Origin of the sequence: Tahibacter aquaticus (assembly GCF_004363655.1) — a bacterium.
Taxonomy (GTDB): Bacteria; Pseudomonadota; Gammaproteobacteria; order Xanthomonadales; family Rhodanobacteraceae; genus Tahibacter; species Tahibacter aquaticus.
The window spans coordinates 391,048-411,060 of record NZ_SNZH01000002.1; the positions used below are offsets into that span (position 1 = coordinate 391,048).

A 20,013-nucleotide genomic window follows, 5' to 3' on the forward strand; every position below is an offset into this window, starting at 1 on the left:
GCATAAGTTCTGTCTTCAGCGGTTCGTGGCAGCGCGCGGCAGCGCTTGCCCTGGGGGCAGGGGAACGGACCGGACGGAGGAATTCATGGCGCAATTGGGCAGCCTGGTATGTGTGGGCCTGGGCATGACGCTGGGCTCGCACCTGAGCCCGCTCGCGCGCAGTCATATCGAACAGGCCGACGTGGTGTTTGCCGGCGTTTCCGACGGCGTCGTCGAGCTGTGGCTGCAGCGACTGCATGCGGATGTGCGCAGCCTGCAGCCGTATTACCGCGAAGGCCAGTCGCGCCTGCACACCTACGAGCAGATGGTCGAGGCGATGCTGGCCGAAGTGCGCCAGGGCAAGCGTGTGGTCGGTGCCTTCTACGGCCATCCCGGCGTGTTCGCGCTGCCGCCGCATCGCGCCATCGAACGGGCGCGAGCGGAAGGGTTTGCCGCGCACATGGAGCCGGGCATTTCCGCCGAGGACTGCCTCTACGCCGATCTGGGCATCGACCCCGGCCGCGTCGGCTGCCAGCATTTCGAAGCCAGCCAGCTGATGTTCTACCGCCGCCGCCTGGATACCTCGGCCTATCTGGTGCTGTGGCAGGTCGGCATTGCCGGCGACCAGTCGCTGGCGCGCTTTTCCACGCCGGCGGTATACCGCGAGATTCTGGTCGATGTGCTGGCGCAGGATTACCCGCGCACGCATCCGGCTGTCATCTACAAGGTGGCCACGCTGCCTATCCACACTCCGCGCATCGAGCACACCACGCTGCAGGGGCTGGTAGCGGCCGAGATCGATCTGCACGCCACCGTGGTGCTGCCGCCGGCACGCGAGCTGGAACCCAACCGCGAGGTGCGCGAGCGCCTGCGCCAGCTCGATCGCGACATCGGCTACGCATGAATGCCGTTGCTGCCAGCGCTGCGTTCGAGACCGAGCGCCTGCGCGTGCGCAGCCTCTGCGCGGCCGACGAAGCGCTGTATTGCAGCCTGTATACCGATGCGCGGCTGATGCGCCATATCGGTCCGCCGCTGGATGCGCCGCAGGCGCGGCGCAGTTTCCGCGCTGCCGTGTCGGCCGCGGCGCGGCAGCCGCCGCGACACGTGTATTTCAGCCTGTACGACCGGCAGCACGACCACGCGCTCGGTGTCTGCGCCGTGCGTGACATCGACCTGGAACACAAGCGCGCGGAAATAGGGCTCATGCTGCGGCGCGAAGCGCATGCCAGCGGCATCGCGCGCGAAGGACTGCAGGCGGTGATGGCCTGGAGCTTTCGCGAACTGCCTATCGATCAGCTGTATGGGCAGACCGATTCTGCCAACCTCGCCGCCTGTCGTGCGGCGCGGCGGGCGGGTTTTTCTGCGCAAGCGGGAGGCGATACCGGAGGGGCCGCGGCATCGTCTTGCATGTTCCTGTTCAACAGGCCAGTTTCCCGTAACCGTAGCAGCACCAGCCAGTCAAAGGAGTAGTGATGTCCAACGTCATCGAGTTCCTGGAAAAGATGGGTCGCGAAGCGAAACTGCGGCATGCCTCGACTGCCGAACTGGCAGCCGCGCTGAGCCAGCAGGCCGTGGACCCCGAGCTTCACGCCGCCATCCTGGCCGGCGACCAGCGCCGCCTGGAAGCCGTGCTGGGCGCACGCACCAACGTGGTCTGCGGCATGGCGCCGGCCGAAGAAGAAGCGCCGAGCAAGGACAAGGACAAGGAAGAGGAAGAAATCCGCTTCGCCGCCGTGTCTGGCGGCGACAAGGATGAAGAAGAAATCCGTTGCGTCGCCACGCTTGGCGGTGACAAGGACGAGGAAGAAATCCGCCTCGCCGCTGCGTTCGGCGGCGACAAGGACGAGGAAGAAATCCGTTTCGCCGCGCCGGCTGGCCGTGTTGCCGCAGCCTGAGCAGCGCCGCGACGCCGACACGGTCGCCGGCCGCTTGCGGTCGCGGATCCGGGTCGGCGTCGCGGCCTTGGTGGCATTGCTGCTGGCCACTGCAGTCATCGCCTTGCAACCCGGCGAGCTGGATAACCGCCTGCGCGAAGCCGACGCGCTGAAGAGTTCCAACTACGCGCGCTTCGCCGCCATGCTGGGCGAGATGGACGCCGCGGACCAGCCGCTCAGTCCGGCCCAGCGCCAATACCTGAACTATCTGAAGGCCTGGGAGCGCGGCTATGCCGGCGACTACGAGGCCGCGATTCCGCTGTACAAATCGGTCATCGCCGAATCCGACGACTCGGTGCTGCAGTTTCGCGCCACCGCCAGTCTGGTCAGCAACCTAACCATCGCGCGGCGCTACCTGGAGGCCTATACCTACCTGGACCTGCTGGTCGAGCGCATGCCGCAGACCACCGACCTGCTGGCGCGCGAACAAGGCCTGCACGCCGCGGCCCTGCTCAACAACCAGGCCGGCCAGTACGAACTGGGGCTGGATTTCAGCACGCGCCTGCTGCACGAACGCATGGGCCTGCGCGGCGAATGCATCGCGCGCGAGCTGCGCGTGGAATCGCTGTACAAGTCCAAGCGGCTGGAACCGGATGGCGAAGACGTCAGCTTCGCCATCGAAGCCTGCCAACGCCACGGCGAGGCGGTGTTCGCCAGCATCGTGCGCAGCTTCCAGGCGCATGCCTTCATCGACAAGGCACGTTACCGCGAAGCCAGGGATGTGCTGGAGAGCAACTACGAGGAAGTGCAGAAAACCCGCTATCTGCGCATCATTTCCGAGTTCGACGTGCTGCTGGCCGAATCGTACTGGCAGCTGGGCGACCTGCCGCGCGCGCGCAACTACGCCCTGCGTGCGATCGACAAGCGCCTGCCCAAGGAAGTGACCGATTCGCTGGTGGCGGCCTACCGCCTGCTCTACCGCATCTCGCTGCAGCAGAACGACACCAAGTCCGCACTGGCCTACCACGAAAAATACGCCGAGGCGGACAAGCAGAATTTCGACGACATCAGCGCGCGTTCGCTCGCCTACCAGATGGCGCGCCACCAGGCCACCGCGACCAAGCTGCAGATCGAGGCGCTGAACAAGCAGAACCAGGTGCTGCAGCTGGAACAGCAGCTCGGCGCCAAGGCCGTGGAAACCAGCCGCCTGTACATCGCCCTGCTCATCGCCGTGCTGCTGATGCTCGTGTTGTGGGCGTTCTATACCAAGCGCCGCCAGCTGTATTTCCGCCGGCTGTCGCAGCGCGATGGCCTGACCCAGATCGCCAACCGGCCGCATTTCCTCGAAGCCTCGGCCCGTGCGCTGGACGAATGCCGCCGGGCCGGCGGCGAAGCTGCCGTAATCCTGTTCGACCTGGATCACTTCAAGGTGATCAACGATCGCCACGGCCATGCGGCCGGCGACCACGTGCTGCGCAAGGTGACGGCTGCCTGCCGCACCTACCTCAGGCCGGAGCAGTACTTCGGCCGCATCGGCGGCGAGGAATTCGCCATTCTGCTGATCGGCTACGACGAGGCCAGGGCCGTGGCCCTGGCCGAACAGTTGCGCCGTGCCGTGACTGCAGCCAATGCCGACGGCGCGTTCGGCGAATTCAGCGTATCGGCCAGTTTCGGCGTCACTTCCACGCGCAAGGCCGGCCACGAGCTGCGCCAGCTGCTGGCCTGCGCCGACGCGGCGCTGTACCAGGCCAAGCTCGACGGGCGCGACCGCGTGGCAACCTTCGACGGCTCGCCTGCCACCGTCGCTGCGACGCCGCTGCATGCGCAGCGCGACCGTCTGCTGGGTAGCGTCACGCCGCTGAGTTGAGCGCAACGGTGTAATTGCGCCGCGCAGCCACTATGGTGTGCGCATGCACGGCGTCCCCGCCCATTTCGATTGTCCCAGCGACGCGGCCGAGTTCCGCCATGCACCGCATCGCAGCGGCATCGAGCTGTATCGCGCGCATATCGTGCGCCACGCGTTCGAGCCACATACCCACGCCGCCTTCGGCCTGGGCGCGATCGACGCCGGCGTCGAGCGCTTCCGCTACGCCGGTGCCGATCACCTGGCGCCGCCGGACTCGCTGGTGCTGATGAACCCTGACGCCCTGCACACCGGCCGCGCCGAAACCGAAGGCGGCTGGCGCTATCGCATGATCTATATCGACGCACCTGTGCTCGACGCCGTCAGCGGCGAGCGCGACTGGTGGTTCGACGCGGCGGTGGTCTGCGATCCGGCGCGCGCACGCCAGACCGGCCGGCTGCTGCAACGGCTGTGGCAGGCCGAATCGCCGCTGGCTTTCGACAGCCTGCTGGTGGAGCTGCTGGCGCTGCTGCGGCCCCATGCCCAGGTGCCTCGCCCGCCGGCAGCCCAGGCCATGCCGCGCTTCGCTGCGGTCATCGACTACCTGCATGCCCATCTTGCCGAGCGCGTGACACTGGAGCAGCTGGCCGCCGTGGCGAAGTTGAGCCCGTTCCATTTCCTGCGCCAGTTCCGCGCCTGCCACCACGCTACGCCGCAGCAGATGCTGATGGCGCTGCGCCTGGAAAAGGCCAAGCGCCTGCTCGGCCAGGGGCGGGCGCCAGCCGAGGTGGCTGCGGCTACCGGCCTGGCCGACCAGGCCCATCTGACACGCGCCTTTGCCTGGCGTTACGGCGTCACGCCGGCGCGCTACCAGCGCCAGTTGCGCGGCTGAGCAATCTGCTGCAAGACAGCCCAGGCCGCGGCAGCCCATGCTCGCCGCATGTTGATCGGAACCTTGTACGCACTCATCGCCGGCCTGATGTGGGGCCTGGTCTTCATCGGTCCGCTGCTGCTGCCGGAATATCCGGCGGCCTTGCAGTCGGTCGGCCGCTATCTCGCCTTCGGCCTGATCGCGCTGCCGCTGGCCTGGCTGGACCGGGCCGAATTGCGCCGCCTGCGCCGCGCCGACTGGATCGAGGCGCTGAAACTCTCGGCGGTCGGCAACCTGCTGTACTACGTCTGCCTGGCCGCGGCGATCCAGCGTGCCGGCGCTCCGCTGCCGACCATGCTGATCGGCACCTTGCCGGTACTGATTGCGATCAGCGCCAACCGGCGCAATGCCGGACGCGATGGGCGCCTGCCCTGGCGCCGGCTGGCGCCGTCGCTGCTGCTCATCGCGCTGGGCGTGGCCTGCGTCAACCAGGTGGAACTGCAGGCGCTGCGCCACGATCCGGCGGCCGATCCCTGGCGTTATCTCGGTGGCGCGGCGCTGGCCCTGGTCGCCGTCGTCTGCTGGACCTGGTATCCGCTGCGCAATGCCGACTGGCTGCGCGACCACCCGGGCCGCAGCCCGCGTGCCTGGGCCACCGCGCAGGGCCTGGTCACGCTGCCGCTGGCATTGGCCGGGTATCTGCTGCTTTGGTTAATAATGCACATTGGAAACAGTTCCTTTGCCCTGCCGTTCGGGCCGCGTCCCGGCGTGTTCATCGGCCTGATGCTTGCGATCGGCCTGTTCGCTTCGTGGCTGGGCACCTTGTGCTGGAACCAGGCCAGCCAGCGCCTGCCGACCCTGCTGGCCGGCCAGCTGATCGTGTTCGAAACCCTGGCTGCACTGGGCTATGCCTTCCTGCTGCGCGGCCGCCTGCCCGAACCGCTGACCGTGGCCGGCATTGCCCTGCTGATTGCCGGCGTGGTCTGGGCCGTGCGGGTGAAACCCGAACCCATTGCCGCGAGTGCCTGAGCACGGCGGCGCTTGCAGCCAGCAAAACGCTACTCGGAATTTTCCGAGATGCGCGTCAGCGCTTTCCTGAGGCCAAATCCGCGTTCAGCCGCTAGACTAAGGGCATATCGGAGGTCGACCCCGATTCGCAGCGCCAGCGTACCCGGCCGTGATGGGTTCGCGCGTCGATGCGCAAAGCAACCGCTGGTGGAGAACCCGATGATCGATGCACGTACCCTGGACGAACTCACCCGCCGCCTTACCGAGTTGATTCCTCCGGGTGTCAGCAGCGTTGGTTCCGATCTCGCCGACAATTTCAAGGACGTGCTGCGCAGCGGCCTGCGCAAGCTCGATCTGGTAACCCGCGACGAATTCGACGTGCAGCGCAGCGTGCTGCTGCGTACCCGCGAAAAAGTCGAAGCCCTGGAAGCGCGCGTGGCGCAGCTGGAACAGCAGCTGCAGTCCGGCAAGACCTGAGCGCTTGCAGCGACGGCATCGTCGTCGCGGGTAGCCGCAGGCAGCCCAGGTTGTGCTCTGCGCGGCACCGATTCACTACCGAACCCCCGATGGACCCGGCGCAGGATGCACCGGTCAGGGCAGGCGCGCCCGTAAAGGACTGCAATCGCCATCAGTCACGGACTCCGCCGGCTCCAGATTCGTCTGGCCGCGTGGAAAATGGCCAGGGATGGCCACCTCTATCTCCACCTCCACCTCCGGGCCAAGGCCTGCCGCTGACTGCAATTCCTCGGGTGTGATTCGTAGGGTGCGATGAGCAACGTGAATTGCACCATCGCCGTCCATCCGCCTGCTGCCCCGTCCCGGACCCTCGCGGCGCAATTCGCGCTGCTCATCGCGCCTACGTGATTGCGCCATTCCGCGTACCGGCGGGTTGCGACGCGCGCGCTTTGCCCTCGCCGCGTGCGGCCGCCATCGGGCACACGGGGATTTTCCGCGCCGCTATAGTTCGGCCTCCCGTGAGCGTGTCCCTGCCGGAGTACGTCTGTGTCATTACGCCAGCTGTACCGCCTTGCCGGCCGACTGGCCAGCCTGCTGCTCATGGTAGGCGCAGGCATCGCATCAGCCGAGGAGCTGCCGCTGCCGCCGCTCGCGCCCGCCGCCACGACCTACAACCGTGCCCAGGTACTGGACTGGATTTCCCCCGGGCGCTTTGCCGTAGGGCGCTGGGACGGCACGGTATCGGTGTTCCGCACGCCCGCCGCCGGGGAGTTCGGGCCGATGGCGGAACAGGCCTGGACCCTGCCCGGCGGCCGTGGCATCGAAATGCTGAGCGCCCTTGATGCGCGCACCTTGGCCATGTCCGACGGTGCGGCGGCCATCGCATTATGGAAAACCGATCGGAAGGGAATTTTCCATCCGTGGCGGCGCCTGTCCTATGCGGCGTCGTTTGGCAGCGCGAACAGTGGCCTGGCGCTGGGCCAGGGGCCTGGAGGCTGGTTCGCCAGCGGCCACGAAAGCGGCTACCTGCTGCTGTGGCAGCGGCGCTTGGGCAGCTACACGCTGCGCCATAGCCTGGACCTGCATTCGCCGGTACCGATCGCGGCGCCGCACCCTCTGCGCAACATCCGCGACCTGGTGCCCTGGCGCGAGGGCCGGCTGGTTGCTGCGTCCGAGGACGGCGATATTGTCGGCATCGACGTGGCCGCCGGCCGCGAAGTATTCCGCTGGCGCTACAACCCCGGCGCCCAGCGCGGCATCAACGACCTGGCCATCGCCGGCGACTGGCTGCTGGTGGCCAACTGCGCCGTCGGCGGGACAGACCGCAATCTGTGGCTGTTCGACTTGTCCAGCGGCCAGCCGGTGCTCAGCGACGCAATCAACCTGGCGCTGGACCGGCAGCGAGCCCAGGTCTTCAATTTCGACATCGAACTGATCGCCGGCAGCGCCGGCGTGCTTTTTTTCGCCAGCACCGAGGAAGGCTTGCTGTGGCGCGGCGAGGTTCGCGCCGGCAAGCTGCTGCCGACCGGCATGAGCCGGATCGCCGATGCCGGCGGCGCGACGATCGACGCTTCGCCCGATGCCGCGCTGCTCGCGGCGGCGGCCTATCAGATCTTCCTGTTCCGCACCCAGCAATAAGCCGCACTGCCCCTGCAGCGGGGCGATGGAGCAGCGAATTGCGCCGGACCGCAGTGCGATGGAGTTCGCCAGGCAACGGCCGTTGTACATTCCGCCCTTATCGTCCGCGCGAGCGCTGCATGGCAAAGACCGGGCTTGTCTATGTGGCCGCAGCGCTGGCCGAGATCGCCGGCTGCTTCGGCTTCTGGCTATGGCTGCGCCAGGGCAGGTCTGCGCTATGGCTGCTGCCGGCCCTGCTGTCGCTGGCCCTGTTCGCCTGGCTGCTGACCCTGGTCGACAGTGCCGCCGCCGGCCGCGCCTATGCGGCCTACGGCGGCGTCTATATCGCGGCGTCGCTGGCCTGGCTCTGGGCCGTGGAAGGTGTGCGGCCGGACCGCTGGGATTGCATCGGCGCAGTCATCTGCCTGATCGGCGCCGCCCTGATGCTGTTGGGGCCGCGGGCAGCGTGACCGGCGGTCGCCGGCAAATACGGGGCTGAGCCGTCCCGGCCGGCAGAACGGGTAGCGTTTAGGACCGGTCGGTCGAATCCAGCGACACCGCCAGGTGGGCCGGCGCCAGCGCCGGCTGCTGCGCCGTCGGCGCGCCGGACGCCGAGGCAACCACGAGGAAGCAGGCCAGGGCGGCGCCGTAGAGCAGCATCAGTGCGGCCAGGTCGCCACGGTCGGCGCGATAGCGCGGTGCGGCCAGGCGATCGCTGAAGCCATGTTCCTCGCGCGGCGCGGTCATCGCTGCCGGCGCGTAGTTGTTACGGTCGGCCGGGCCGGTGGAGCGTTCGTTGGTCGCGGTACGGGTAAGCCGGTCCATGTGTTTTCCCCAGGCAGTTGGGTGGTGGCGCTGTCCGGCGGGACGGGCGGGTCGGGACCGCCAGTCCCGCTGGGCAGCGCAACCGCGCTCGGAGTGCGGGAGTTCCGTTCGCGGTACCGGTGCCTTCGGAGCCCCGGTGAAGCGAATCTGCGCCGTCGCAGCGCTGGCCTGCCTTACGGAAACCTTACGGTTGAAAACCGCGCCAGCATTGGGCCGGCGCGACGGCGGGCAGGTTGGCGTAAGGTTCGCGGCAGGTGGGGTGAGCGAGGGTTTGCCCGCCGCTGCAGCAGCCTGGCGCGAATCGCTTCACGGCGGCGGGCGAAGTCCGGCCGGCCGGCCAAGCCGTGCGCCGCCGCCTCGCGCGAAGCCGCTGGAGCGGTTCGCGATACGACAAGGTACTTTTCAACGGCGCGCTCTGTTATACGTTCGCGCCTTTGGGATTCAGCGCATTGGCTTAATGACTGCCACCGGCCATTCCATCGTGTCGCGTTTCCGTCTGGGCGACTGGATCGTCCTGCCGGACGAGTGCGTGCTGGAGGGACCCGCCGGCAAGGTGACGCTGGAACCCAAGCTGATGAGCGTGCTGGTGGTGCTGTGCGAGCGCGCCGAGGAAACCGTCAGCGCCGAACAGCTGCTGATCGAATGCTGGCGCGGCACCTTCTATGGCGACAACCCGGTGCACAAGTCGATTGCCCAGCTGCGCCGGGCGCTCGGCGACAGCGCAACCGAGCCGCGCTACATCGCCACCATCCGCAAGCGCGGCTACCGCATCGTTGCCACCGTCAGCTTTCCGGAACGCTATAGCGGCAACGTCGCCGCCGTGCCGCGCTGGACCAGCGGCAGCCCGTACGTCGGTCTCGGCGCGTTCGGTGCCGACCATGCCGCCGTGTTTTTCGGCCGCAGCGGCGCCCAGGCCGACGTGCTGGCACGGCTGCGCGAACGCACCCGGCTGGGGCACGGCTTCCTGCTCATGCTCGGCCCCAGCGGCAGCGGCAAGAGTTCGCTGATCCACGCCGGCGTGCTGCCGCTGCTGACCCAGCCCGGCGGCTTCGACGGCTTCCAGGCGGTGGCCATCAGCGAAGTCGACGCCATGCGCGTCGGCAACGACGCCGACGCCGCCCTGGCCGATGCGATGCTGGCCTGGCAGGTCGGGGGCGAAGCGCTGTTCCTGCCGGGCGAGCGCGATTTCCTCATCGATGCCCTGGCCAGCGGCAGCAGCGCGCTGGCCGCGCTGATCGAGGAACGCCTGCAGCGCCGGCGGATTCCCTACGGCGGCGACCAGCACGGCATGCTGGTGATCCTGGTCGACCAGCTGGAACGCGTATTCGCCGCCGGGCCGGTGCCGCTGCAGGGCCTGCAGCGGCTGTTCGCCGCGCTGACCGACCTGCTTGCCGGCGGCCGTGTCACTGCACTGGCCCTGTGCCGCAATGATTTCTATCCGCGCATTGCCGAGGTGCCGGCCCTGGTTGCGTTGAAAACCGGCAGCGGCGTTTTCGATCTGGCCTTGCTCAACGCGGGCGAACTGGCGCAGATCGTGCGGGCGCCGGCCGCGGCGGCCGGCCTGCGCTTCGAAGTGGACGAGGCCACGGCGCTGCGCCTGGACGATGTGCTGCGCGACGACGCCGTGCGCCAGCCGCAGCCGCTGCCGCTACTGCAGCATGCCTTGTTCGAGATCTACCAGCGGCGCAACGACGCCGGCGTGCTCAGCTTCGAGGCCTACCGCGCCATCGGCGGGTTGGAAGGTGCCCTGGCGCAGCGCGCCGAGGCAACTTTCGCCAGCCTGCTCCCGGCCGCACAGCGGCGCCTGCCGGCCCTGCTGCGCACCATGGTGGCGCTGGGTCCGGACGATGCGCAGCCGGTCGGCCGGCGCGTCGCCTGGGCTGCCATCGACGACGCGGATACGCGCGCCCTGGCGCAGGGTTTCGTCGAACAGCGCCTGTTCGTGTCCGACCTGACCGGCGGCGTCGCCGGCTTTGCCGCCGCGCACGAATCGCTGTTTCGCAACTGGCCGCGCGCGCGCGACTGGGTCGCCGAGAACCGCCGCCTGCTGCTGTCGCGTGCCCGTGTCGCGGCCGCATGCCGGCGCTGGCGCGACGAAGGCCGCCGGCGCGATTTCCTGCTGCCGCCGGGTACCCAGCTCGACGACGCGCGCCAGCTGCTGGCTGATGCCGATACGCCGCTGGATGCGGATACGCGGGCTTATGTCGGCGAATCGTCCCTGCGCGCCCAGCGCCAGCGCCGTCTGCGTTTCGCCGCGATCGCCAGCGTCGTCGTGTTCGGCCTGGCTGCCGGCATTGCCGGCATGCTGGCAGCTCTGGCGCGGGCCGAAGCCGACCAGCGCCGGGTACAGGCGGAAGGCCTGGTCGGTTTCATGCTGGGCGAACTGACCGAGCGCCTGCGCGCGCTGGGCAAGCTCGACGTACTCGACTCGGTCGGCAACGAAGCCATGCGCTATCTGGTGTCGCTGCCCCGCGACGACGGCAATGCCACCACCCAGCTGCTGCGCATCCGCGCTTCGCGCCAGATTGGCGAGATCCGCCTGGCCCGCGGCGAAACCACCGCGAACGAGGCGTTCGCGCATGCGCGCGACCTGGCCGAGAAACTCGCTGCGCTGGAACCGGACAATGCCGATGCCTGGCTGGAGCTGGGCAATGCGGCGTTCTGGCTGGGCCAGATTCCGTTCCAGAGCGACGACTACGCCGGTGCCGGCGCGCAGTGGCAGCGCTATGCCGAAGCCGCGCGCCGCCTGGTCGAGCTCAAGCCTGACGACGCGCAGGCGCTGCTGGAACTTTCCTATGCGCAGAACAACCTCGCCACGCTGGACTTCCGCGGCCGCCGCCTGGATGCGGCGCGCGACCGCTTTGGCGAATCGGCTGCACTGAAGCGGCGCGTGCTGGCGCAACGGCCCGACGACGAAGGCGTGTCCGCCGACCTGGCCGACACCTTGACCTGGATCGGCAGCGTGGAAGAAGCCGAAACCGCCATCGCTGCTGCCACACAGCACCATCGCGAAGCACTCGATGCCCTGCAGGCGCTGCGCCAGCGTCATCCCGACGACCAGCGCTGGCGCCATCGCGAAGCGGTTGCGCGCATGCATGTGGCGCGGCTGGCCCTGGCCCAGGGCCAGGTTGCCGAGGCGGTCGCCGGCTACGAGCAGGCACGCAAGAGCCTGCTCGACCTGTCCCAGGCCGACCCTAGCAATGCGCTATGGCGCGAGAACGCCGCCCTTGCCGCGATTCATACCGGCACTGCGGTAGAGCTGGCCGGCGATCGTGTCCATGCCGCCAGCCTGCAGCGCGCCGGCCTGAGTGAACTGGCCAGCGGCAGCGAACAGGCCACGCCGAGCAGCGATGCCAAACGCCTGCAACTCACCGCGCGTTTCCGCCTGGCCCTGCTGCGCCAGGCCGGCGGCGACGCGACCGCGGCGGAAGACCTCGACAACCTGCTGCGCGACCTCGGCGGCGAGTCCGCCGATACCACGCTGCATGTCGCGGTGCTCACCGCACGCGCCGAAACCAAGCTGCGCCAGGGCCACGCCGAGGCCGCGCGCAGCGACGCGGAACAGGCGCTGGCATTGCTGCAGAAGGCGGGTCCGAACGACGAGGCAACGGCACTGGATGCGCGCATGCGCACCCTGGTCCTGCTCGGACGATCTGCCGAGGCACAGAAGCTCGCTAAGCAACTCGAGACCGCAGGGTTTCGCCATCCGGACCATGTCCGGTTTCTTTCCGATCACCCCTTGGGAGCATCCACGCCATGAGCACGAACCCACCGCCGACCAAAACCGTCACGCTCAACGTCGCGCGCGTCGACAACGGCGGCAACACCGGCGCCGGCAAGTATTTCTATTCCTTCAACGACAACATCATCACCATCGACGAGCCCGACACGGAGATGACGTTCGAGCTTGGTGCCGACACCGCCAGTACCATCATCGTCACCGGCATGGTCAGCAGCGACTCCTTCAGCCAGCTGGTCAACGTCCGGGTGAATGCCGACGGCCGCTCGGTCAGTGTGACCAACAAGAACACCGTCGAATACCTGATCCAGGTCGCCGTGCTGGCCTATGACGAGAAGACCGGCGAGAGCTTTATCTGCGATCCGCAGGTGATCAATATCCCGCGTCCGCCGGTAGCCGGCGGCAGCTGAGCGGCTGCGCGACTGCTGCAAGCCTGGGCGTGGCGTGCCCGCCCAGGCTGCGGCGAGCTGGCCGGTGGCACCAAGGCAACCCTGCGGGTTCCAGCGCATTCAGAACTTTCCGACGCGGTAGCAGGCCATCCGACGAAGCGCGCTGAACGTACGCGCGCCACCATCGCGGCATGAGCCAGCCCGCGATCCATCGATCCCTGCCCGACGCAACGCGTTGCACATCAGTCAGCGCAGCCGCTGCATGAGCCTCGCCGTCGTCCATACCCGCGCCCAGGAAGGCGTCGGTGCGCCGCCGGTGACCGTCGAGGTGCACCTGTCCGGCGGCTTGCCCGGCACCTCGATCGTCGGGCTGCCGGAAACCGCCGTGAAGGAAGCGCGCGACCGCGTACGCGTGGCGATACTCAATACGCGGCTGGAATATCCACGCCAGCGCGTGACCGTGAACCTGGCGCCGGCGGACCTGCCCAAGGACGGTGGCCGTTTCGATCTGCCCATTGCGCTGGGCATCATGGCGGCTTCGGGACATGTGCCGCGCGATGCATTGTTGCGTTGTGAATTTTTGGGCGAACTGGCCCTGTCCGGCGAACTGCGGCCGGTCAGCGGCGTGCTGCCGGCCTTGCTGCAGGCTCAGTCGATCGGGCGCCAGGTGGTGGTGCCGCTGGCGAACATGGCCGAGGCAGCGCTGGTGGAAGACGCCGACGTGCGCGTGGCGACGAGTTTGCTGGAAGTCTGCGCGCATCTGCGCGGCGCGGCGCCATTGCCCCGGGCGCAGAAGGGCGAGGCGGTTGCCGCGCCGGTATCGCTGGCCGACCTGGCCGACGTGCGCGGCCAGGCACAGGCGCGACGTGCGCTGGAGATAGCGGCGGCTGGCGCGCACCATCTGCTGTTTGTCGGTCCGCCGGGCACGGGCAAGACCATGCTGGCCAGCCGCCTGCCGGGCCTGCTGCCGCCGCTGTCGGACCGCGAAGCCCTGGAATCCTGCGCAGTTCGCTCAGTGGCAGGGCAGGGCGTGGATGTGGCGCGCTGGCGCGAGCGGCCGTTCCGCGCACCGCATCACACGGCATCGGCGGTGGCGCTGGTCGGCGGCGGCTCGGTGCCGCGGCCCGGCGAGATCAGCCTGGCCCATCACGGCGTGCTGTTCCTGGACGAGCTGACCGAGTTCGACCGGCATGTGCTCGACGTACTGCGCGAGCCGCTGGAAACCGGCCGGATACTGATTTCCCGCGCTGCGCGCCGGGCGGAATTTCCGGCGAATTTTCAACTGGTGGCGGCAATGAACCCCTGCGCCTGCGGCTATGCCGGCGATCCGCGCGGCAATTGCAGCTGTACGCCGGACCAGGTGCAGCGCTACCGCGCGCGCGTATCCGGGCCGTTGCTGGACCGGCTGGATCTGCAGCTGGAAGTGCCGCGCGTGCCGCTGGCCGAACTCAATGCAATGACGGCAGCGGGCGAGGCCACGGCCAGCGTGGCAGCGCGCGTGGCCGCGGCGCGGGCGCTGCAGCTGGCGCGAGCCGGCAAGAGCAATGCCACATTGGCCGCGAGCGAGGTGGAGCGCGATTGCCCGCTGCAGGCGCGCGAACGCGCGTTGCTGGAACGCGCCGTGGATGCACTGGGCCTGTCGGCGCGGGCCTATCACCGCCTGTTGCGCGTGGCGCGCACGATCGCCGATCTGGCCCAGGAAACGCAGATCGGCGCGGTACACATGAGCGAAGCGATCCAGTACCGGCGGCTGGAGCGACGGGGTTGAGGCCGGTTTGCCGCGCTGCGCGAAAGCGGCCGTGGGAATTGCCGCCTGCGCGTGGTGGATTGGTTGAGGCGTGTTTTCGAACGGCGCGGTTCGTTACGTTCATCGCGTTCTGCCAAAGCGCCAACGTAGGGCGCGATGAGCACCGCGAATTGCGCCGCAAGATGCCTTGACCTCGACGCAAGATACACACCATCGCCCCGACGCGCGTGGCATCGCAACGCCGCCGGAGGCTTCCACGGCGCTTCGCGCCTGCGCGCAAAACCACCGCCGCACCCGGCGGTGCACAACGGTAGGATAGCCAGCGTCAGCGCCACGGATGCCGGGATGAACACCAGCCTTGTCCACGACCGCCTGCCGGTTCCTGCCGAATTCGATGTCGACCTGCTTGTCGTCGGCGGTGGCATCAACGGTGCCGGCATCGCCCGAGACGCGGCCGGGCGTGGCCTGCGCGTACTGCTGTGCGAGCAGGACGACCTGGCTTCGCATACCTCTTCGGCCAGCACCAAGCTGATCCACGGCGGCCTGCGCTATCTGGAGTACTACCAGTTCGCCCTGGTGCGCAAATCGCTGCGCGAGCGCGAAGTATTGCTGGAGTCGGCGCCGCACCTGATCCATCCGCTGCGTTTCGTGATGCCGCATGCACCGCATCTGCGGCCGGTGTGGATGATCCGGCTGGGGCTGTATCTGTACGACCATCTCGCGCGGCGGCGCCATCTGGCCGGGTCGGCCACGCTGGATCTGCGCCGGCATGTCGCCGGCGAGGCGCTGCAGCCGGGATTCCGCCGCGGCTTCGCCTATTCCGATGGCTGGGTCGACGATGCGCGCCTGGTCGCGCTCGTCGCCAAGGATGCGGCCGAGCGCGGTGCCACGGTGCTGACGCGCACGCGTTGCTGCGAACTCCAGCGCGAAAGAGGCGGCTGGCGCGCGCAGCTGCAAGGAGCGCATGCGCGCACGCTCACGGCGCATGCCGTGGTCAACGCGAGCGGTCCCTGGGTAGCGCAGTTCCTGCAGCAGGTCGCGCAGCGCCCGGCCGCGCACGAAATCCGTCTGGTGCGCGGCAGCCATATCGTGGTGCCGCGCCTGTTCGCGCACGACTTCGCCTACGTATTCCAGGGCGAAGACCGGCGCATCGTGTTCGCCCTGCCTTACGAAGGCGAGTTCAGCCTGATCGGCACTACCGAAGTCGATGTTGCCGGCGATCCGGCCGACGTGCATATCGCTGCGGCGGAAGTGGACTATCTCTGCGCCTTGGCCAATCGCTATTTCCAGCGCCAGCTGACAGCGGCCGACGTCGTATCCAGCTATAGCGGCGTGCGGCCGCTGTTGCGCGACGACGCGGCCAGCGCGTCGGCCGTCACGCGCGACTACGTGCTGGAACTGGATAGCGAGGTGCCGCTGCTGTCGGTGTTCGGCGGCAAGATCACCACGTTCCGGCGCCTGGCCGAAGAGGCGGTCGATCTGTTGTGCACAAGACTAAATATCTCTTATCCGGCATGGACGGCACATGCCTGCCTGCCGGGCGGCGATATGGCCGGAGCCGACTTCGACCATTTCGAATACGGCCTGGCGCAGCACTATCCGTGGCTGGAGGCCGCGCTGCGCCGGCGCTATGCCCGGGCCTATGGCTCGCGCGTGAGCCGGCTGCTGGAGCAGGTACGCAGTGCGGTCGATCTGGGCGAGGAAGTGTTGCCAGGCCTGTATCAGGTCGAGATCGACTATCTGCGGCGCGAGGAATGGGTGACCTGTGCCGAGGACCTGCTCTGGCGGCGCAGCAAGCTCGGCTTGCATTTGCCACCGGATGCGGCAGAGCGGCTGGATGCGTGGATGGCGCGAAAGCCAACGTAGGCAGGGGTAAGCCGCAGGCGCACCCCCGCATCACGGTGCTGCACCATCAAAGAACCCATGCCGAAGGAATGCCCGTCGCAACGTAATGCAAGCAAAATGGGTTCCTTCGGCATTGGCCTTTTGTTGCGGGAATACCTCGATGTCGGGGTGCGCCTGCGGCTTACCCCAACCTAGGCTTTCGCAATCAATGCAAATTTCAGTCGCAGGCAGATTTGAGGTTCAGCGCTTTGGCAATATCGCGCCAGTCGAAGGCGCCGACGGCCTGGTCGTCGTGAACCGCATAGAACACGCCCTGGGCGAAGCGGCGCGTGGCGGCCTGGTGCAGCCAGATGCCATCGGTATTGGCCACGGTGTCGCCGGCGAAAGCGCCGAGATGGGCCAGGCTGCGGCGGTCGAAGACATGGAACAGCGATCGGTCCTTGAACTGGTCGGTGGCGATCCAGTAGCCGCTGCCGTCGGCGCATTGCCATAGCGCTATGCCTTCGGCCTGGGCTTTGAACAGGCCAAGTCCCAGGGTTTTGCCGCGGAATGTGCCGGCCAGATCGTAGTCGCGCAGGGCCGTGCCGGTGAGTGTGTCTTCCTCGGCGACCAGCAGGCGGTCGTAGGCCGGATCGCCCCACAGCGACTCGGGGATGCGGATTGCGCCGGCGCTACCGGTATCGCCCAGCGAGGCGCGCAAGCTTGCCTGCACGCCATCGGCCAGCACGCGCACGTCGTAGCGGCGCAGGCGCCGGTCCAGTTGCGCCAGTGGCGGCACGATGTCGTCACCGGCGGCGTCCTTGCCGGCCATGTACGCATCGCTGACCAGCACGTCGTAGCCGCCGTCGGGCAGTTTGCGCAGCCACAGGCCGTAGGGCTGCTGCAGCTCGGCAGTGCCGAAGCTGCCCAGGCTGGTCAATTGCGGCAGGCGCAATACCTGCACGCGGCGGTTGTCGCGCTCCACCACGAAAACCAGGTCGTCGATGCGGAAGATGCCGTTGGGACGGTCGAACTGGCCGGCTGCAGCGCCAGGCGTGCCAACGCTGCCCTGGGCCTGGCCGCTGTCGCCGTCGTAGCGCAACAGGCGGCCGCTGGCCTTGGCCGTGGCCAGCAGCAGCGTAGTGCCGTCGGCGGCAGTCCACGCGGCGGGAGAATCCACATTGTCGTCCGGCGTGGCTGCGCTGACGAATGCTTCGTGCACGCGCACATGGGCGATGCCAGACGTGGCGAGCAGTGGTTCCACGCCGCTGCGCTGGTCGGGTTCGCGTGCTTGCGGCTGGTGCGCGCAACCGCTGCCGAGCAGGGCGGCTAGGCCTGCAGCAAGTACGCTGCGGACGATGGAAAAATGCATCGGAATTCCCCTGATGGCGACGAAAGACGGCGCTTGTAGCATCGCTGCATGACAGTCGCTTGGCAGCGAGGTGACATCGGCCCTGCCATCGAACTGTCACGGCAACGCCACACCACGACCCTACAAAGCCCCTTTTTCCGGGGGATCGCGGCGATGAAGAAGCAGCTGCTGGTAGCGGCGTTGTTGCAGGCCATGAGTGTATGCGCGCAGGCGGAAACCGAGGCGGCGGTCGCCGCCGGCACTACCGAGTTGGATCGCGTACTGGTCACCGGCGAGATCGCCTACCGCGATCGCGCCGATGCGACCGCGCCGGTGCTGGTGTATGACCTCGACTATTTCCAGCGTTTCGAGCCACGCACCGTCGGCGACATGCTCAAGCGCGTGCCCAGTGTGGCATTTGTCTCCGATGTGCTGGAATACGACGGTGCGCGCCTGCGCGGCCTCGATCCGGGCTATACGCAGATTCTGATCAACGGCAAGAAAGTGCCGGGCGGCGGCGACGACCGTTCCTTCTTTGTCGACCGCATTCCGGCCGAGGTGGTCGAGCGCATCGAGATCGTGCGCAGTGCCAGCGCCAACCGCTCTGGCGATGCCATGGCCGGTGCGATCAATATCGTGCTGCGCGATGCCTATGAGTTCGATGGCGGCTATGTGCGCGCCGGCATCTCGCATTTCGACGACGGCGAGAACAAGCCGACCGCCGCCGTCGTGGCCAGCGGCGAATTCGCTGGCGGTCGCGTACTGGCCGGCGTCAGCCACCAGGGCCGCTACAACCCCAAGCAGAAACTGAGCCTGCGCTACGACGGACCGGGCGGCGATCTGGACAATCGCGAAGAGCAGAGCGATACCCGCGACGGCACCGACGACTCGCTGAATTTCTCCTATGTGCGCGACATTGGCGCGGGCAAGCTGTCGCTGTCGGGCCTGTACGTGCGCACTGATCGCACCGAGACCGAGCATTCGCTGGAATACAACGACCGGTATAGCGTGTCGCGCGACAACCTGCTGTCGGTCAATGACCAAGTGGCGAAAATTCGCCAGGACAACTACGCCCTGAAGGGTGACTACGTCATTGCCCACGGCGAGGGCAAGACCGAGCTGGCGTTCAATCTCGCGCGCATGAAAGACGACACGCGCAATGTCGAGCAGGAAATCGGCTACGACGATGACGACACGCCGCCCAGCTTCGACGGTTACGAGGGCACGCTGGAAATCACCGACCTCAAAGACAGCGAATACGGTTTCACTCTGTCGCATGCACGCGCACTGGGTGCGACGCAGATGGAATTCGGCCTGGACTACAGCGCCAAGGACCGCGATTTCGGCCTGCGCACCAGCGAAGTGGAAACCGACGAGGAAGGCGCACCGCTGCCGCCGTATCTCGAATTCGATGCCGAGCGCAGCACCATCGAAGAGCGCCGCGTCGACCCTTACCTGATGTTTTCCGGCAAGGGCACGGCGTTGAGCTGGGAAGCCGGCCTGCGCGTGGAAACCACGCGCAGCCGTGTCGAAAGCGACGGCGAACGCTGGAGCAAGGACTATTCGGTACCGCTGCCCTCGGCGCATCTTCGCTGGGATCTGGATGCGGCCAACCGCGTGAATTTCTCCGTCGCCCGCAGCGTACGCCGGCCGAATTTCAATTTCCTGCTGCCCAATCTGCGCGAAGGCGAGTACGGCGACAACGATTTCTTCGGCAATCCGGCGCTGGCGCAGGAAAAAGCCTGGGGCCTGGACCTGGGCTTCGAACATCGCCTGGGCAAGCGTGGCGTAGTCGGCGTGAACCTTTTCTACCGCGACGTGCGTGACCTGATCGAGATCGTCAATACCGGCGCTCCGAGCGAAACCGCGCTGGAGGATTTCGAAGACGAGATCGCCGATTTCCTGGAAGGCCATCCGGGCGCCACGCCATCGACGCCGGGCTATCCGCAGCTTGATGCGGACAGCTTCGTCTATTCCGCGGCCAATGTCGGCGACGGCAGCGTCTACGGCGTCGAGTTCGATCTGTCCACGCCGCTGACCGCGCTGGGTCTGCCGGATACCGGCGTATTCCTCAACTACTCCTGGCTAGACAGCGAGGTGAAGGATGCATTGGGCAAGCGCCGTTTCAACGACCAGGCGCATTCAGTGCTCAATGTCGGCTTTATCCAGGATCTGCCCTCGCTGCAGGCGAATTTCGGCGTGAGCTACCGGCGCCAGGGCCGTGCCTATTCGCGCCTGCTGGCCGAGGAAGTGGAAACCCGCTATGGCGCTGATCTCGAAGCGTTTGTCGAAAAGCGCTTTGGCACACAATGGTCGATCCGCCTGACCGGCACCAACCTGCTGGATTCGTCCAAGGACGAAACATTCCACAAGTTCAATACGCTGGGCGAGCAGATAGAACGCGACTACGACGAATACGAACTGGAATCCGAACAGGCAGGGCCGGTGTATCAGCTGGTGGCGCGCTACGCCTGGTAATTCGCCGCGCGT

At 67.4% G+C, this 20,013-nt stretch carries 16 protein-coding genes; 14 read left to right on the forward strand and 2 right to left on the reverse strand.

The window, feature by feature from the left end; all coding sequences use genetic code 11:
- The first annotated feature begins 85 nt into the window (after positions 1 to 85).
- The 9 genes from DFR29_RS04515 to DFR29_RS04555 all read left to right on the forward strand — a co-directional run bounded on the left by DFR29_RS04515 (position 86) and on the right by DFR29_RS04555 (position 8,118).
- Positions 86 to 883 carry an SAM-dependent methyltransferase gene (locus DFR29_RS04515; protein WP_208113505.1) on the forward strand — a complete coding sequence of 266 codons (798 nt, stop codon included), beginning with the start codon at positions 86 to 88 and terminating at the stop codon, positions 881 to 883.
- On the forward strand, positions 880 to 1,449 hold the full coding sequence (locus DFR29_RS04520; RefSeq protein WP_133817372.1) for a GNAT family N-acetyltransferase: 570 nt from the start codon (positions 880 to 882) through the stop codon (positions 1,447 to 1,449). The genes DFR29_RS04515 and DFR29_RS04520 overlap by 4 nt, the downstream gene beginning before the upstream one ends.
- A gap of 2 nt (positions 1,450 to 1,451) precedes the next feature.
- Positions 1,452 to 1,874, forward strand: coding sequence for a hypothetical protein (locus DFR29_RS29615; RefSeq protein WP_208113506.1), 423 nt, complete (start codon positions 1,452 to 1,454; stop codon positions 1,872 to 1,874).
- 70 nt (positions 1,875 to 1,944) lie between these two features.
- On the forward strand, positions 1,945 to 3,720 hold the full coding sequence (locus DFR29_RS04530) for a tetratricopeptide repeat-containing diguanylate cyclase (protein ID WP_243745966.1): 1,776 nt from the start codon (positions 1,945 to 1,947) through the stop codon (positions 3,718 to 3,720).
- Positions 3,721 to 3,763: 43 nt separating this feature from the next.
- Positions 3,764 to 4,588, forward strand: coding sequence for an AraC family transcriptional regulator (locus DFR29_RS04535; protein ID WP_133817374.1), 825 nt, complete (start codon positions 3,764 to 3,766; stop codon positions 4,586 to 4,588).
- Positions 4,589 to 4,636: 48 nt separating this feature from the next.
- Complete coding sequence (locus tag DFR29_RS04540; protein WP_133817375.1) at positions 4,637 to 5,596, forward strand: DMT family transporter; 960 nt, start codon at positions 4,637 to 4,639, stop codon at positions 5,594 to 5,596.
- A gap of 198 nt (positions 5,597 to 5,794) precedes the next feature.
- Complete coding sequence (gene ubiK / locus DFR29_RS04545; RefSeq protein ID WP_133817376.1) at positions 5,795 to 6,052, forward strand: ubiquinone biosynthesis accessory factor UbiK; 258 nt, start codon at positions 5,795 to 5,797, stop codon at positions 6,050 to 6,052.
- Between the two features lie 525 nt (positions 6,053 to 6,577).
- Positions 6,578 to 7,669: a WD40 repeat domain-containing protein gene (locus tag DFR29_RS04550; RefSeq protein WP_133817377.1), complete on the forward strand. Its 1,092-nt coding sequence runs from the start codon at positions 6,578 to 6,580 to the stop codon at positions 7,667 to 7,669.
- Positions 7,670 to 7,788: 119 nt separating this feature from the next.
- A complete protein-coding gene (locus DFR29_RS04555) occupies positions 7,789 to 8,118 on the forward strand; it encodes a YnfA family protein (RefSeq protein WP_133817378.1) in 330 nt (109 codons plus the stop codon).
- Between the two features lie 58 nt (positions 8,119 to 8,176).
- On the opposite strand, the gene DFR29_RS04560 is transcribed toward DFR29_RS04555, so the two are convergent.
- A complete protein-coding gene (locus tag DFR29_RS04560) occupies positions 8,177 to 8,473 on the reverse strand; it encodes a hypothetical protein (RefSeq protein WP_133817379.1) in 297 nt (98 codons plus the stop codon).
- 457 nt (positions 8,474 to 8,930) lie between these two features.
- Between DFR29_RS04560 and DFR29_RS04565 the strand changes: the two genes are divergently transcribed.
- The 4 genes from DFR29_RS04565 to glpD all read left to right on the forward strand — a co-directional run bounded on the left by DFR29_RS04565 (position 8,931) and on the right by glpD (position 16,214).
- Positions 8,931 to 12,233 carry an nSTAND1 domain-containing NTPase gene (locus DFR29_RS04565; protein ID WP_133817380.1) on the forward strand — a complete coding sequence of 1,101 codons (3,303 nt, stop codon included), beginning with the start codon at positions 8,931 to 8,933 and terminating at the stop codon, positions 12,231 to 12,233.
- Entirely contained in the window at positions 12,230 to 12,622 is a 393-nt protein-coding gene (locus tag DFR29_RS04570; RefSeq protein WP_133817381.1) for a hypothetical protein, read from the forward strand. The genes DFR29_RS04565 and DFR29_RS04570 overlap by 4 nt, the downstream gene beginning before the upstream one ends.
- A gap of 241 nt (positions 12,623 to 12,863) precedes the next feature.
- Entirely contained in the window at positions 12,864 to 14,369 is a 1,506-nt protein-coding gene (locus tag DFR29_RS04575; protein WP_133817382.1) for a YifB family Mg chelatase-like AAA ATPase, read from the forward strand.
- Positions 14,370 to 14,693: 324 nt separating this feature from the next.
- Positions 14,694 to 16,214 carry a glycerol-3-phosphate dehydrogenase gene (gene glpD, locus DFR29_RS04580; RefSeq protein ID WP_133817383.1) on the forward strand — a complete coding sequence of 507 codons (1,521 nt, stop codon included), beginning with the start codon at positions 14,694 to 14,696 and terminating at the stop codon, positions 16,212 to 16,214.
- Positions 16,215 to 16,410: 196 nt separating this feature from the next.
- Here the strand turns inward: glpD and DFR29_RS04585 are convergent, their stop codons facing one another.
- On the reverse strand, positions 16,411 to 17,544 hold the full coding sequence (locus DFR29_RS04585; RefSeq protein WP_133817384.1) for a phytase: 1,134 nt from the start codon (positions 17,542 to 17,544) through the stop codon (positions 16,411 to 16,413).
- A 153-nt stretch (positions 17,545 to 17,697) separates the two neighbouring features.
- Here DFR29_RS04585 and DFR29_RS04590 point away from each other — a divergent pair, with 153 nt between their 5' ends.
- Positions 17,698 to 20,001, forward strand: coding sequence for a TonB-dependent receptor plug domain-containing protein (locus DFR29_RS04590; protein WP_133817385.1), 2,304 nt, complete (start codon positions 17,698 to 17,700; stop codon positions 19,999 to 20,001).
- The last annotated feature ends 12 nt before the right edge of the window (positions 20,002 to 20,013 follow it).